Below are 15231 nucleotides of genomic sequence, written 5' to 3'. Positions count from 1 at the left end.
TTGGGTTCGGTTGGTATATCAAGTTTGCTAGGGGCAAAATCTTGGAATAATGCTATTTTATCAGCAAACAAAAAACCAAATCCGAATACCGAATTTGGTTTTAAGCGACTTTCTAAATTAAAGAGCAAATTATTTGATTTTTGCTTCTTTAAATAGAACGTGCTGGCGAATTTTTGGGTCAAATTTTTTGATTTCCATTTTACCAGGCATGGTGCGTTTGTTTTTGGTGGTAGTATAAAAATAACCAGTGCCAGCCGTAGAAACGAGTTTGATTTTATCTCTCATGGTATTATCCTTTTGCTAAATTAAATCTTTTGACCTTGGGCACGCAAATCGGCAAGCACTTTGTCAATGCCGTGCTTGTCAATGATACGCATACCTTTTGAAGATACACGAAGACGCACAAAACGGTTTTCAGATTCTACCCAAAAACGATGGTTGTGTAGGTTTGGCAAAAAACGACGACGGGTTTTGTTGTTAGCGTGAGATACGTTATTACCCACTAGCGGGCGTTTTCCAGTAACTTGGCATACACGAGACATGATGAACTCCTATATTACGATGTGGCACGGATATTGAGCGGTATCGGTTGTGCCATTTAAACAATCGCCACAAAATTAGGTATGGACTAGGCGGATTATTTAAACTTGTTAGTGATGTCATTTCATCTTTATTGTTAAAGGCGACAATAAATAGAAAGTGGCAGAAAAATCAAAGCCCGAATTTTACACCAATTTCACTCACATTTCAAGTAAAATTTTAAAATCGGGCTTATTTTATCAAATTTACAAAATTAACGAGCGGTCAAAGCACTCACAGGCATGCCAAACCCTTGCCAGCCATAATGCAAAAAGTTACGAATATTGGCGTGGTCGGTGCCGTCTGGCGTGTCTAGCACTGCCTGATAATGCTCGGCAAATAGTTTGAGGGTGTCAAGCTGATTTAGACCGTGCAGTTTGGCAAGGCTAAACACCTTGGCAGAGCCTTCGTTAGTGCCGGCAGGATTGACCGCTTCGCCATTATGAAAGGCGACAGGGGCATAAGTATAATTGGCATCAATAAAAGCAAGCACGTCTTTGAACGTCAAACCGCCCTGCTCAATACCATTTAATAGCCGTGAAATGTCAGTGTGATTCATCATGCATCCATTAGCGATTAAAATAATCGTCGTCATCAAATGATGGTGGGGCAAAGTTGCCTTGTTCTAGGTGGCTCATGTGCATTTGCATAGAGCGTTCGTGTTGGATACGCTGATAAATCTCTTCACGATGAACGGCGATGTCTTTGGGGGCATTCACACCAAGGCGGACTTGGTTGCCTTTGACACCCAGCACAGTAACACTGACTTCATCGCCAATCATTAGGGTTTCGCCAACACGGCGGGTTAGGATTAACATAATAGCTCCTTGCTATAAAACAATGCTAAAAAGCAAAAAATAAAAATTACCCAAGTTGTTATTATAAAACTTCTTGGGTAACTTGTCAGCTTTTTTTGGCAATTTTTACGTAATGATTATGATTAATAAACCAAATTGTTACATAATTGCTAATTACAGCCCTGCAACCTTGCTTTCGCCGTCTTCACGGTCAAGCCCAAAGGCGGTGTGTAGTGATTTGACCGCCTTTTCTAAATGCTCTTCTTTGATAAGTACAGAAACCTTGATTTCGGAGGTTGAAATCATTTGTAGGTTGATGTTTTGGGACGCTAATGTTTCAAACATTTTGCTTGCCACGCCTGCGTGCGAACGCATGCCCACACCCACGATAGAGACTTTAACCACATCGCTCGCTCCTACTACTTCGGTGGCTCCAATGTCGTCTTTGACTTGTTCGTTTAGGATTTTCATCGCTTTGTCAAAGTCGCCACGAGGCACGGTAAAGCTAAAATCGGTTACGCCATTTTCGGACATATTTTGGATAATCATGTCCACTTCGATGTTGGCTTTACCAATTGGGCTTAAAATGGCAGAAGCAATACCAGGGCGGTCTGGCACACCCAGCACAACGATTTTGGCTTCATCACGGTTAAAGGCAATGCCCGAAATTAACGCTTTTTCCATAGTATCTCCTTCATCAGCGGTAATCAGTGTACCGACAGTTTGTTTAAATTCATCATCAAAAGCCCCGTCATCGCCTTCATCAAAGCTAGACAGCACCCGTACAGGCACTTTGTATTTGCCTGCAAATTCTACCGAGCGGATTTGCAAAACTTTTGAGCCAAGCGATGCCATTTCTAGCATTTCTTCAAAAGTGATTTTGTCAAGTTTTTTCGCCTTAGAAGTCACTCGGGGGTCGGTGGTGTACACGCCGTCCACGTCTGTGTAGATTTGGCACTCGTCTGCCTTTAACGCCGCAGCGATGGCAACACCTGTGGTGTCCGAGCCACCTCGTCCAAGCGTGGTCAAGTCGTTGTGTTCGTTCACGCCCTGAAAGCCTGCCACAATCAACACTTTACCGTCAGCGAGTTCTTGTTTTAGGTTGTCAGCGTCAATATGCTCAATGCGTGCTTTGGTGTGCGTGGTGTCGGTCTTAATGGCGACTTGACGCCCTGTCATGGATTTGGCGTCCACGCCCAAATCTTTTAGTGCCATGGCAAGTAGGGCAATAGATACCTGCTCGCCTGTGGCGACCATTTGGTCGTATTCACGGGGGTCTGGGTCGTTTGAAATTTCACGAGCCAAAGCGATGAGTCGGTTTGTTTCTCCGCTCATTGCCGAAACCACCACCACCACTTGATGACCGTGGTCGTGCCAGCGTTTGACACGCTTGGCGACATTTTTGATACGGGTGGTATTCCCCATGGAAGTACCACCGTATTTTTGGACGATTAGTGCCATTATTTTTTCCTGTATAAAGGGCTAAAACCAAAATTATAACCCAATTTATTTTTAAAATAAACTGATAATTTCATCAAAAAATTTTATAAATAACCAAACATTTAGCGTGTTTGCTAAAATTAACCGTTGATCAAGCCAGCTCGCTAGTTAATTTGGTTTGTAAAGCGGTCAATATACTCTCCAGTTTATCCGACTTGTTCGCACCGCCTTGGGCATAGTCAGGTTTACCGCCACCTTTACCACCCAATTCACCCGCCAAATGACGAATAATGTCGCCCGCCTTAACCTTATCAGTCAAGCCCTTCGCCACGCTTGCCGACAGTGCCAAATCATCACTCTCGCCCACCAGTACAATCACCCCGTCAAGGCGAGATTTTAGGGTATCCATAAGCCCACGAATGGCTTTGCCGTCCACGCCTACCACTTTGGCGATGAGTAGATTTGTCTCGCCCACTTTGACCGCTTTTTGTAGTAGCGATACTGCTTGTAGGCTTGCCAGTTTTTGCTCGGTGCGTTCTAGCTGTTTTTCAAGCTCACGGTTACGCTCGGCAAGGCTACCGACACGAGTTTCAATCTCACCACGTTTTGCCTTAAAATTCGTTGCCAAATTACCCAAAATCATCTCACCCGTCTGCACATAACGCACCGCCCCCATGCCTGTCAAGGCTTCAATACGACGAACGCCCGAGGCGATACCACTCTCAGAGACGATTTTAAACAGACCGATATCGCCTGTTTGAGCCACGTGGATACCACCGCACAGCTCAATGGAGAACGTAGAGTTATCGGCATTTGTCCCCATGGTAAGAACACGCACGGTTTCGCCATATTTTTCGCCAAACAAAGCCATTGCCCCTTTGCCAATGGCTTCATCAATGGGTAGGTACTCAATCTGCACAGGGGTATTTTTTTGGATTTGCTCGTTTACCATGCGTTCAATGGTGGTAAGCTCATCATGACTGATTGGTTTATCATAAGAGAAGTCAAAACGTAGCACGTCTGCCGATACCAGCGAGCCTTTTTGGGCAACGCCTGTACCTAGCACCGCACGTAGGCTTGCGTGGAGCAGGTGCGTGGCGGAGTGGTTTTTGGCGGAAGCTTTACGCACGTCGGCAATCACTTGGGCGTTGGCGGACTGATTTGGGGTGATCTCGCCCATTTTTACCGTGCCGTAATGGATAATTGCCGTGCCAGATTTTTTGGTGTCTTCGACAAAAAACACCCCTGTGGATGTGCTAATCTCGCCTGTCTCGCCCACTTGACCGCCACCTTCGGCATAAAATGGCGTGGCAGACAGCACAATCACACCTTCATCGCCTTCGCCCAAACACTCTACCGCCTTGCCGTCTTGGTACACGCCTATGATTTGGCTTTGGTTGTCTAGCAGGTCATAGCCAACAAATTCGGTTGGGGTCTCCACTTTTACGCTACTTGTGTAATCCACGTCAAATTTGCCCGCTTCTCTGGCACGGGTGCGTTGAGCTTCCATAGCCACATTAAAGCCGTCTTCGTCAATGCCCACGCCACGCTCACGAGCGATGTCGGCAGTTAGGTCGGTTGGGAAGCCATAGGTGTCATACAGCTTAAACACCGCCTCCCCTGTCAAGGTATCACCTGTGTTTAGACTTTCTAATTCGCCCGATAACAGACGTAAGCCCTGTGCTAATGTTTTGGCAAATTGCTCTTCTTCTTTTAAAATGACCGTCCCGATTTCGTCTTGTTTTTCAATCAATTGCGGATAGGCTTCGCTCATTTCCTTGATAAGAGCAGGGACAAGTTTATAAAAGAACGCCCCGTCCGCTCCCAGTTTATTGCCATGACGCACCGCACGGCGAATGATACGGCGTAATACATAGCCACGCCCTTCGTTACTTGGGCGGACACCGTCAGCGATGAGAAACGACACGGCACGGATATGGTCGGCAATGACCTTAAAAGACGGCTCATAGGTGCTCTCCACGCCAATCACTTGGGCGGTTGCATTCATGAGATTAACAAACAAATCCGTCTCATAGTTGCCATATTTGCCCTGCATGACCGAGCTGATACGCTCTAAGCCCATGCCTGTATCCACAGACGGCTTGGGCAGGGGTTCTAACGTGCCGTCTTTTTGGCGGTTAAACTGCATAAATACGCAGTTCCAAATCTCCACATAGCGGTCACCATCTTCGTCAGGCGTACCTGGTAGTCCACCTTCCATATGCTCGCCATAATCATAAAAAATCTCGGAGCAAGGCCCGCAAGGTCCTGTATCGCCCATCGCCCAAAAGTTATCCGATTGGTACAATCCGCCTTTATCGCCAATGCGAATAATCCGCTCAGGGGCAAGCCCGATGTCCTTATGCCAAATGTCAAAGGCTTCATCATCGGTGTGATAGACGGTTACATAAAGGCGATCTTTGGGTAAGGCAAGCCAGTTGTCATCGGTCAAAAACTCCCACGCAAAGGCAATGGCGTCCTTTTTAAAATAATCGCCAAAGCTAAAATTACCGAGCATTTCAAAAAAGGTGTGATGACGGGCGGTGTAGCCGACATTGTCAAGGTCGTTGTGTTTGCCACCAGCACGCACGCATTTTTGTGATGACACGGCACGCACATAATCTCGTTTTTCTAGGCCCAAAAAGGCATCTTTAAATTGGTTCATGCCTGCATTGGTAAACAGTAGCGTGGGGTCGTTGTGTGGAATGAGACTTGATGATGCCACAGGCGTGTGGTTTGTGCTTTTAAAAAAGTCAATAAAGGCTTGACGTACTTCGGTCAGTTGCATGGTTTTGGTTAAGTGAGCGGTTGTCATGGTCGTATCTCGTAGCTTGCCTGTGATTTTTAAAAATCATGGGGCGAATTTGATAAATAAACAGTTAATTTTATCACAAACCGCCATAATTAACAGTGATTTTAACCAATTTTTCACAAAATTTAGTTGAAAGACTGACTGACTTAATAACTTTTTGGAATTAATATAAAATCCTTATAAAAATTATGGAATTTTTGATAAAAATGCTTAACATTCATGTAAAAAAGGTGTATAAATAGCATATAGATTTTATCCACAAAAATGCTAGGGGATTTACCATGAACATTCCACTATTTAGTGCCATTTTTTCGATTGCTTCTACTGTACTCATTGGTGTCTTGATGATTGTGGTGTTTGTCAATGACATGACCAATATGCAAACGGTGCTTGGAGCCGTGGTCGCAGGACTTGTGGTAAGCATTCCCATCGCCCTAGTGGTAACCAAACGCATTTCTGCCATGACAAACTCTGCCAGCCCCACCCCCAATCAGCAAAAAACTCAGTAACGCTTTTGGCACAGCTTATCTAGCCTAACATCACAATACCAGCCAGAAAGCCAAGCCACAGCCGAAACACAGATATGCCATGATAGCACGCCCCATCATGGCATTTTTACACAGCGTACGACCAAACGTACGACCAAACAAAATTGAAATACACCCATCAATTCATGTTACAATAGTATTTATTTATCACAAATAGAGCTGTCATGACTGAGTTATCCCTAATCGTCGATTTGCGTTGGTGTTTGGATGAATTATTAAAAGAAGGTCGCATTGACCAAAAATCATACAATCTTGTCATCACCAGTCGTAACGACCCTGCCCTACACCCCGTCCAAAACATCGCCCGTTTTAATCTCACGAGCTTATTAGACCATCAGCCCCTAACTGTAGATAAGCTCAATCTATGGTTGGCGGGCAAAGCTGGCGTGGACGTGGTGCGAATTGACCCCCTAAAAGTGGATGTGCCGAGCGTGACAGGTATCATGTCCTTTGAGTACGCCAAAAATCAGTACATTCTGCCCATTGCCGTAACCGATACAGAGGTCATCATCGGCACTGACCAACCTTTTTATCATGATTGGCATGCCAACATCAGCCACATCGTCCGCCCCAAAACCATCAAGGTCGTTTATCTGTCACCTGAACAGCTCAATCGCTACCGTGCCGAGTTCTATCAGGTCACCCGTGCCATACAAGGGGCGGACATCGCCCAAAAAAAGGCAAGTGCGGACGTTACCAATGTAGAAGCCCTGCTTCAACTTGGCGATAACAGCAACCCTGATGCCAATGACCAACACATCGTTAAAGTCGTAGATTGGCTTTTGCAATACGCCTTTGAACAGCGAGCTTCCGACATTCACTTAGAGCCACGCCGTGAGACGGGCAAGGTGCGATTTAGAATTGACGGGGTACTGCATACCGTCTATGAGATGCCTGCTGCGATTTTGACGGCTGTTACCGCTCGTATCAAGATTTTGGGGCGATTAAACGTTGCCGAGAAACGAAAGCCCCAAGACGGACGTTTAAAGACACGCACGCCAAAAGGGCTAGAAACCGAACTTCGTCTGTCCACCTTGCCCACCGCATTTGGCGAAAAGCTCGTCATGCGTGTGTTTGACCCCGAAGTGCTGGTACGTACCTTTGCCCAGCTTGGCTTGACGGGCAAACAACTAGAAACGTGGCACGCTCTCACCGCCCACCCCAACGGCATTATTCTGGTAACAGGTCCCACAGGTTCAGGCAAAACCACCACGCTATACAGCACACTCAAACAACTTGCCACCGAAAAAGTGAACGTATGTACCATTGAAGACCCCATTGAGATGATTGAGCCGTCTTTTAACCAAATGCAGATTAACTCAGCGATTGATTTGCACTTTGCAGACGGCATTCGCTCGCTCATGCGACAAGACCCTGACATCATCATGGTGGGCGAAATCCGAGATGGCGAGACGGCAGACATGGCGGTGCAGGCAAGTCTGACGGGGCATTTGGTGTTATCCACCTTGCACACCAATGACGCCCCTAGCTCTTTGACACGGCTACATGATTTGGGCGTTCAGCCGTTTTTGACATCGGCAACCATTTTGGGCATTATGGCTCAAAGGCTTGTCAGAACGCTTTGCCCTCACTGCAAATCCGCCCAAGACGTGAGCGAAAACTCGCCCCTAGCGGACGAATGGCGTGGGCTTGTTGCCCCGTGGAATGCCCCCGTACCACCCAAAATCTACACCGCTGTAGGCTGTGATGAATGCCGAAACACAGGCTATAAAGGGCGAATCGGGCTGTATGAGATTTTGCCGTTATCCAATGAGCTTAAAAAACTGGTTGCCAAAGACGGGGGGCTTGACGACCTAAAACGCCAAGCATACAGTGAAGGCGTGCTACCGTTACGCATAGAAGGGGCAAAACGTGTGGCAGAAGGCGTTACCACGCTTGAAGAAGTACTTCGGGTTGTTCCACTCAATTAACCGCACCAATATTCACATCATCAATCCAATAATTATTTAAAAAGAGAAACTATGTACACCGACACCCACGCCCATTTGACCTATTTAGACACTTACCAACACGACAAACCTGCCCTACTTGCCAATCTAAAAGAGATGAACGTAAGCCGTATCATGGCAATTTGCTGTGAATTTGGCGAGATTGATAGCATTAGACAATGGGTAGATTTATCTAATGACGACATCAACATCGGCATGAGTATCGGCTTGCATCCTTGCCAGGACAAGGCGATTTTAAAGGCGGTGAGCGTGGACGATTTTGTGCGGTTAAATAACAAAAAGGTGTGGGCATTTGGCGAGACGGGGCTGGATTATCATTGGGACGACACCAAGAAAGCTGAGCAAAAACACAGCTTTGCCACGCACATTCACGCAAGCCAAACCCTAAAAAAGCCCATCATCGTCCACACCCGCAGTGCCTATCACGACACGCTTGACCTACTAAAGGCTGAAAAGTGCGAACACGGCATTATCCACTGTTTTACCGAAGATTATGCCTTTGCCAAAACCTGCCTTGACATGGGGCTGTATATCTCATTTTCTGGCATTGTCAGTTTTAAAAAGTCGGTGGAACTCCAAGAAGTTGCCAAAAAATTACCGCTAGACCGCATTTTAATAGAAACCGACAGCCCCTACCTTGCCCCTGTGCCAAAACGTGGGCGGGATAATGAGCCGTCTTTTGTGCCATATGTAGCAAAGGCTCTGGCGGATATTTTTGGCAAAACACCTGATGAGATAGGACGTATCACAAGCCAAAATTTTGATGAGTTGTTAAATCAATATGGTTAAATTTGGCATGGCAAAATTTTATAAAAAGTAGTAGAAAAAAGTTGTTTTTTTGTATATAATAACCAAAATCTACGACAAGCGAGTGATTATGAAAATACAACTTTACTTTTGCCCCTTATTTGAGCAAAGTTGAGTTTATTTTTAATCATTCGCTTTTTTGTGTCTAAATTTTAGATTATGGCAGTTTTGCCAAAAAATTTTGTCTAAAATTTGTCAAAAACTAAAATCTTTGAATTTTTATAACTGTATAATTTATTTTTTTAAATCGGAGCGTGTCATGACCAAAAAAGCCATTTTAGCCCTACAAGACGGTACAATTTTTCACGGTGTTAGCATTGGGGCGGACGGTGAGACGGTTGGCGAAGTCGTCTTTAACACTGCCATGACAGGCTACCAAGAGATTCTCACCGACCCAAGCTACGCCAAACAAATGGTTACGCTGACCTATCCGCACATTGGCAACACAGGCTGTAACGAAGAAGACACCGAGTCTGGACGCACTCATAAGGTATGGGCGAGCGGTCTGATTATCCGTGATTTGCCACTGCTTCATAGTAATTTTAGAAGCCAGATGTCGCTGTCTAAGTACCTTATCAAGCACAATGTTGAGGCGATTGGCGATATTGACACCCGTAAGCTTACCCGTATTCTGCGTGAAAAAGGGGCTCAAAACGGGGCAATTGTTGTGGGCGATGACGTGGAGAGAGCCTTAGAAAGAGCATTGGAACTTGCCAAAAACGCCCCTGACATGAACGGACTTGATTTGGCAAAAGAATGCTGTGATAAAGATGGCTTTACATGGACACAAGGCTCATGGGAGCTGGGCGTGGGCTTTACCGAGCCTGAGCTGAAATACCACGTTGTTGCCTATGATTATGGCGTAAAAACCAACATTTTGCGTATGCTTGCCGATAGGGGTTGCAGGCTAACCGTTGTTCCTGCCGAGACCCCCGCCGAACAAGTTTTAGCCTTAAATCCTGATGGTATTTTCTTATCTAATGGACCTGGCGACCCGTCTGCTTGTGATTATGCGATTGATGCTATCCGCACCATTTGCGACACGACAAAAATTCCTGTGTTTGGCATTTGTTTGGGTCATCAGCTTTTGGCATTGGCAAGCGGTGCAAAAACCCTAAAAATGAATCACGGTCATCACGGTGCCAACCACCCTGTACAAAATCTTGACGATGGCACGGTGATGATTACTTCGCAAAATCACGGCTTTGCGGTAGATGAGGCGACCCTGCCAAGCACTTTGCGTGCGACACACCGTTCATTATTTGACGGTTCAAATCAAGGCATTGAACGCACTGACCGTGTGGCGTTTAGCTTTCAAGGACACCCAGAAGCCAGTCCCGGCCCGCACGATTGTAGCGTATTGTTTGATAGATTTGTGGCGGAAATAGAAAAGGCGAAAGCATAAAAATAAAAAGGTGCGTTTATTTAAATATTATTTAAAAAAATAAACGCACCAATTTAAATGAATGATTTGGAAAATATGATGATTTTTAATAATCGTGAATATCGTGACAAATGTCGTGCTTTAACTTTACAGTTAATGCGTGATAATCAAATTCGTAAACGCCAAGAAATTTATCAAGAAGTCATCAGATTAGGGGGGTTTTCTGATGAAGTTTTGGATTTGCGTTTTGACTTTGGTCAATCAAAAGTAGAAAATGCCATCGCTTGGGCGATTACCTCTTTAACAAAAGCGGGTATTTTAAATCGTATCAGTAAAGCAACTTATCAAATCACACCAACTGGTTTAAAAGTGGCACAGCTATGGCAAAATAAAACGGAAATTAGCGAAAAGTTATATGACGAAGTTGATTTACCTGAATGGGTAAGTTATCTAAAAAGTAGGGCGGAAATTAAAAATAGAAAAAAAAATCGTCAGACAATGCCACGCTTGAAATTAGTGATAATGACGAAATTGATTTTGAAACTCAAGCCAAAAATGCCATTAAAGATATTGAAACTGAAATTGCGGTTGAATTGTTAAATAAATTACAACAAGGCACACCGCTATTTTTCGAAAAAGCGGTATTAAAATTATTGCTTGCGATGGGATATGGCGGTAAAGAAAATTTATTTGAACATACTGGTAAATCACACGATGGTGGCATTGATGGTGTGATTAAACAAGACCCACTGGGTATTCAAAATATTTATATTCAAGCCAAAAGATATGCTAGTGATAATACTGTCGGCTCAAAAGAATTACAATCTTTTTCGGGAGCGTTACAGGGCAATGGTGTAGAACGAGGAGTATTTATCACCACTTCATCATTGACGAAATCCGCCAAAGAATATGCCGAGAAATTATTGGGTAAAATTGTTTTAATTGATGGACAAGAATTGGTAACCTTGATGATTAAATACAAAGTAGGTATTCAAACCAAAGAAGTGCTTGAAATTTGTGAAATTGATGAAGATTTTTTTGAGTAAGTTTGGTCATTTATTAAATTGACCAAATTTGATAAAGTAATAACAGTAAAGAGAAAGAGAGACCCCTATGCCAAAACGTACCGACATACAATCCATTCTTATCATCGGGGCTGGCCCCATTGTCATCGGACAAGCCTGTGAATTTGACTATTCAGGGGCTCAGGCGTGTAAAGCCTTAAAAGAAGAAGGCTACCGTGTGATTTTGGTCAATTCCAACCCCGCCACAATTATGACCGACCCATCTATGGCGGATGCGACCTACATTGAGCCGATTACTTGGCAGACGATTGCCAAAATCATTGAAAAAGAACGCCCAGATGCGGTGCTACCTACCATGGGCGGACAAACGGCATTAAACTGTGCCTTAGCCTTAGACGAGCACGGTGTTTTGGCAAAATATGGCGTAGAGCTGATTGGGGCGACCAAAGAAGCCATTGAAAAAGCCGAAGACCGCAAACTTTTTGATGAAGCAATGCGTAAAATTGGGCTAGAATGCCCCCGTGCGTCCGTTGCCGAAACAATGGAGCAAGCCCTTGAAATTCAAGCCAAATTTGGCTTTCCTGTCATTATCCGTCCGTCTTTTACAATGGGTGGTTCAGGCGGTGGCATTGCCTATAATAAAGAAGAGTTTTTGGAGATTTGTGAACGCGGGTTTGACCTATCGCCAACGCACCAGCTACTCATTGACGAAAGTCTTATCGGTTGGAAAGAGTACGAAATGGAAGTTGTCCGTGACAAAAACGACAACTGTATCATCGTCTGTTCCATTGAAAACTTTGACCCAATGGGCGTGCACACGGGCGACTCAATCACCGTTGCCCCTGCTCAAACCTTGACTGATAAAGAATATCAGCTAATGCGGAATGCGTCCATTGCCGTTTTGCGTGAAATTGGCGTGGAAACAGGCGGTTCAAATGTCCAGTTTGGTATCAACCCCAAAGACGGTCGCATGGTCGTCATTGAGATGAACCCCCGTGTGAGTCGTTCGTCAGCGTTGGCGTCTAAGGCAACAGGTTTTCCGATTGCCAAAATCGCTGCCAAATTGGCGGTCGGCTACACGCTTGATGAGCTAAAAAATGACATCACAGGCGGTGTTACCCCTGCGTCTTTTGAGCCGTCCATTGACTATGTCGTGACCAAAATCCCACGCTTTAACTTTGAAAAATTCCCACAAGCTGAGCCTGTGCTAACCACGCAAATGAAATCGGTGGGGGAGGTAATGGCAATCGGTCGCAATTTCCAAGAATCCATGCAAAAGGCACTGCGTGGGCTTGAAACAGGGGCGACAGGCTTTGATGAAGTGATGAATTTGGAAGGCAAATCCGCGAACGCCATTGTTTCTGAAATTAAAAACCGCCTAAGCATTCCCACGCCTGAACGCATTTTTTATCTTGCCGAAGCGTTTCGTCATGGATTTAGCCTTGATGAAGTGTTTGAATTAACCAAGATTGACCGTTGGTTCTTGGTGCAAATTGAAGATATTGTTAAGACCGAAAGCGAGATTAAAACGCTAGGCTTTGGCGATTTGACCGCCGAGAATATCCGCACCTTTAAGCGTAAAGGCATGAGTGATTTACGCATTGCCAATCTTATGGGCATTAGCCAAAAGCAGTTCCGTAAACAGCGTTGGAATTTGGGCGTATATCCGATTTATAAACGAGTGGATACTTGTGCTGGCGAATTTGCGTCCAATACCGCCTATATGTATTCAAGCTATGATGATGAGTGCGAGGCACGCCCAACCGACAAAGACAAAATCATGGTCATCGGTGGCGGTCCAAACCGTATCGGACAAGGCATTGAGTTTGACTACTGCTGTGTTCATGCCGCCCTTGCCATGCGTGAAGATGGCTATGAAACCATTATGGTAAACTGCAACCCAGAGACCGTCTCAACCGACTACGACACGTCAGACCGTTTGTATTTTGAGCCGATTACCCTAGAAGACGTGCTAGAAATCGTCCGCACCGAAAACCCCAAGGGCGTGATTGTACAATATGGCGGTCAAACGCCACTTAAACTTGCCCGTAGCCTAGAAGAAGCTGGCGTGCCTATCATCGGTACAAGCCCTGATGCGATTGACCGTGCCGAAGACCGTGAACGCTTTCAGCAGATGATTAACAAGCTAAACCTAAGACAGCCCAATAACAGCATTGTCAAATCATCAGAAGAAGGCATTCGTGAGGCGGTAAAAGTCGGCTATCCGCTCGTGGTGCGTCCGTCCTATGTGCTTGGCGGTCGTGCCATGGAGATTGTCTATAATGAGGACGAACTAAAACGCTACCTGCGTGATGCGGTGCAAGCGTCTAACGAAGCTCCTGTCCTGCTTGACCGTTTCTTGGACGATGCCATTGAAGTGGATGTGGACTGTGTGTCGGACGGCAAGGACGTGGTGATTGGCGGTATCATGCAACACATTGAGCAAGCAGGTGTTCACTCAGGTGACTCAGCATGTTCCATTCCGCCTTACTCGCTAGAGCAAGACATTCAAGACGAGATGAGACGACAAACCATCGCCATGGCAAAAGAGCTTGGCGTGGTCGGTCTTATGAACGTACAATTTGCCGTAAAAGGCGATGAGATTTATATCCTAGAAGTGAACCCGAGAGCCTCCCGTACCGTACCGTTTGTCTCCAAATGTATCGGTCAATCGCTTGCTAAAATCGCCGCTCGTTGTATGGCAGGGCAAAGTCTAGCAGAGCAAGGCTTTACCAGCGAAATCGTGCCAAAACATTTCTCAGTCAAAGAAGCGGTGTTCCCCTTTGCCAAATTCCAAGGCGTAGACCCCATTTTAGGCCCTGAAATGAAATCCACAGGCGAGGTCATGGGCGTGGGTCAGACCTTTGGCGAGGCGTATTATAAGGCAACGCTTGGGGCAGGCGACAGACTAACAGGCTTACCACAAGATGGCGAGACCAAAACCGTCTTTATCTCGGTGCGTGATAGCGACAAGGCAGGGGTGGTGGACGTGGCAAAACGTCTGGCAGGCTTTGGCTTTAACATCGTTTCCACAGGCGGTACGCATGACGTACTTACCGATGCTGGTGTGGCGTGCGAGCATGTCAATAAGGTCAGCGAAGGTCGTCCGCACATTGTGGATATGATGAAAAACGGTCAGATTCATCTTGCCATTAACACCACCGAAGGCAAACAGGCCTTAGAAGACTCCTTCCCAATCCGCCGTGAAGCCTTGCAAAACAAGGTGCTCATCGCAACCACGCTAAACGCAGGGCGTGCAGTGTGTGAAGCCTATGAGACGACATTGCCGTTTAATGTCTATAAATTGCAAGATTTATAATTTGCCCATAAACATATTAGAATTAACCGCTATTAGAGATAATGGCGGTTAATTTTTAAGGAGCATCATGACTTTTCCAAAAATCATCTCAGGCGGACAAACAGGCGTGGATAGGGGTGCGTTGGACGGTGCGTTATCTCGTGGTATGCCGTGCGGTGGGCATTGCCCCGAAGACAGGCGAGCCGAAGACGGTATCATTGATGACAAATATCCACTCACGCCCCTAATGGGTGCAGGCTATCGCAAACGCACTCGCCAAAACGTAATAGACAGTGATGCGACTGTGATTATTTACCACGCCCAAATCGCCCCAAAAAGTGGTACAGAATTAACCCTAAAAACGTGTATCAGCCAACATAAGCCGTATTTACTCATTGATATGAATGTGTTTTCGGTGGACGTGGCATCTGATTATCTCATTGATTTTATTCAAAAATATGACATCAAAACGCTAAATTTTGGCGGTTCTCGTGGCTCGGTTGTACCAACGATTCAAGCCTTTACCAAAGAGAGCGTTGAACTTGCCATTGATAAATATACCAACCGAACT

Annotated in this window: 13 protein-coding genes and 1 pseudogene; 8 read left to right on the top strand and 6 right to left on the bottom strand. The window is 45.5% G+C overall.

All coding sequences use genetic code 11. The features are described from left to right. Window positions 1–129: 129 nt before the first annotated feature. From rpmG to alaS, 6 genes and pseudogenes are all read right to left on the bottom strand, one after another. Window positions 130–285, bottom strand: coding sequence for a 50S ribosomal protein L33 (rpmG, locus tag B5J93_RS12575; protein ID WP_003659281.1), 156 nt, complete (start codon window positions 283–285; stop codon window positions 130–132). A 20-nt stretch (window positions 286–305) separates the two neighbouring features. Further along, on the bottom strand, window positions 306–542 hold the full coding sequence (gene rpmB, locus B5J93_RS12570) for a 50S ribosomal protein L28 (RefSeq protein WP_029102716.1): 237 nt from the start codon (window positions 540–542) through the stop codon (window positions 306–308). 251 nt (window positions 543–793) lie between these two features. Then, complete coding sequence (locus tag B5J93_RS12565) at window positions 794–1138, bottom strand: HopJ type III effector protein (RefSeq protein WP_079326686.1); 345 nt, start codon at window positions 1136–1138, stop codon at window positions 794–796. A 91-nt stretch (window positions 1139–1229) separates the two neighbouring features. Continuing rightward, window positions 1230–1397, bottom strand: a pseudogene (gene csrA / locus B5J93_RS12560) (carbon storage regulator CsrA); the annotation flags it as partial. A 153-nt stretch (window positions 1398–1550) separates the two neighbouring features. Beyond that, entirely contained in the window at window positions 1551–2837 is a 1287-nt protein-coding gene (locus tag B5J93_RS12555) for an aspartate kinase (protein WP_079326685.1), read from the bottom strand. Window positions 2838–2967: 130 nt separating this feature from the next. Then, window positions 2968–5631, bottom strand: coding sequence for an alanine--tRNA ligase (gene alaS / locus B5J93_RS12550; RefSeq protein ID WP_079326684.1), 2664 nt, complete (start codon window positions 5629–5631; stop codon window positions 2968–2970). 278 nt (window positions 5632–5909) lie between these two features. On the opposite strand from alaS, the gene B5J93_RS12545 reads away from it, so the two are divergent. The 8 genes from B5J93_RS12545 to B5J93_RS12515 form a co-directional block, all read left to right on the top strand. Beyond that, window positions 5910–6137, top strand: coding sequence for a hypothetical protein (locus tag B5J93_RS12545; protein ID WP_079326683.1), 228 nt, complete (start codon window positions 5910–5912; stop codon window positions 6135–6137). Between the two features lie 203 nt (window positions 6138–6340). Then, a complete protein-coding gene (gene tfpB, locus B5J93_RS12540) occupies window positions 6341–8107 on the top strand; it encodes a type IV pilus assembly ATPase TfpB (protein ID WP_079326682.1) in 1767 nt (588 codons plus the stop codon). Between the two features lie 51 nt (window positions 8108–8158). Further along, entirely contained in the window at window positions 8159–8935 is a 777-nt protein-coding gene (locus B5J93_RS12535) for a TatD family hydrolase (protein ID WP_079326681.1), read from the top strand. A gap of 277 nt (window positions 8936–9212) precedes the next feature. Continuing rightward, window positions 9213–10358 carry a glutamine-hydrolyzing carbamoyl-phosphate synthase small subunit gene (gene carA / locus B5J93_RS12530; protein ID WP_079326680.1) on the top strand — a complete coding sequence of 382 codons (1146 nt, stop codon included), beginning with the start codon at window positions 9213–9215 and terminating at the stop codon, window positions 10356–10358. 57 nt (window positions 10359–10415) lie between these two features. Beyond that, window positions 10416–10937 (top strand): winged helix-turn-helix domain-containing protein, encoded by a 522-nt coding sequence (locus B5J93_RS14095; protein ID WP_228144946.1) that lies wholly within the window; start codon window positions 10416–10418, stop codon window positions 10935–10937. Then, entirely contained in the window at window positions 10931–11383 is a 453-nt protein-coding gene (locus tag B5J93_RS14090; RefSeq protein ID WP_228144945.1) for a restriction endonuclease, read from the top strand. Before B5J93_RS14095 ends, B5J93_RS14090 begins: the two co-directional genes overlap by 7 nt. A 67-nt stretch (window positions 11384–11450) precedes the next feature. Further along, the gene (carB, locus tag B5J93_RS12520) at window positions 11451–14681 is read left to right on the top strand and encodes a carbamoyl-phosphate synthase large subunit (protein WP_079326679.1); all 3231 of its coding nucleotides are present in this window, start codon (window positions 11451–11453) and stop codon (window positions 14679–14681) included. Window positions 14682–14748: 67 nt separating this feature from the next. Next, window positions 14749–15231, top strand: a 483-nt coding sequence (locus tag B5J93_RS12515; RefSeq protein ID WP_115237256.1) for a putative molybdenum carrier protein, incomplete at its 3' end; no start/stop codon positions are given.

This window comes from Moraxella equi (genome assembly GCF_002027555.1).
Taxonomy (GTDB): domain Bacteria; phylum Pseudomonadota; class Gammaproteobacteria; order Pseudomonadales; family Moraxellaceae; genus Moraxella; species Moraxella equi.
This window is presented reverse-complemented; position numbering and strand designations above follow the sequence as displayed.

Excerpts from the sequence above, each read along its gene's own strand:
- rpmG (WP_003659281.1), bottom strand. The coding sequence starts at position 285 with ATGAGAGATAAAATCAAACTCGTTTCTACGGCTGGCACTGGTTATTTT.
- rpmB (WP_029102716.1), bottom strand. The coding sequence starts at position 542 with ATGTCTCGTGTATGCCAAGTTACTGGAAAACGCCCGCTAGTGGGTAAT.
- B5J93_RS12565 (WP_079326686.1), bottom strand. The coding sequence starts at position 1,138 with ATGAATCACACTGACATTTCACGGCTATTAAATGGTATTGAGCAGGGC.
- B5J93_RS12555 (WP_079326685.1), bottom strand. The coding sequence starts at position 2,837 with ATGGCACTAATCGTCCAAAAATACGGTGGTACTTCCATGGGGAATACC.
- alaS (WP_079326684.1), bottom strand. The coding sequence starts at position 5,631 with ATGACAACCGCTCACTTAACCAAAACCATGCAACTGACCGAAGTACGT.
- B5J93_RS12545 (WP_079326683.1), top strand. The coding sequence starts at position 5,910 with ATGAACATTCCACTATTTAGTGCCATTTTTTCGATTGCTTCTACTGTA.
- tfpB (WP_079326682.1), top strand. The coding sequence starts at position 6,341 with ATGACTGAGTTATCCCTAATCGTCGATTTGCGTTGGTGTTTGGATGAA.
- B5J93_RS12535 (WP_079326681.1), top strand. The coding sequence starts at position 8,159 with ATGTACACCGACACCCACGCCCATTTGACCTATTTAGACACTTACCAA.
- carA (WP_079326680.1), top strand. The coding sequence starts at position 9,213 with ATGACCAAAAAAGCCATTTTAGCCCTACAAGACGGTACAATTTTTCAC.
- B5J93_RS14095 (WP_228144946.1), top strand. The coding sequence starts at position 10,416 with ATGAATGATTTGGAAAATATGATGATTTTTAATAATCGTGAATATCGT.
- carB (WP_079326679.1), top strand. The coding sequence starts at position 11,451 with ATGCCAAAACGTACCGACATACAATCCATTCTTATCATCGGGGCTGGC.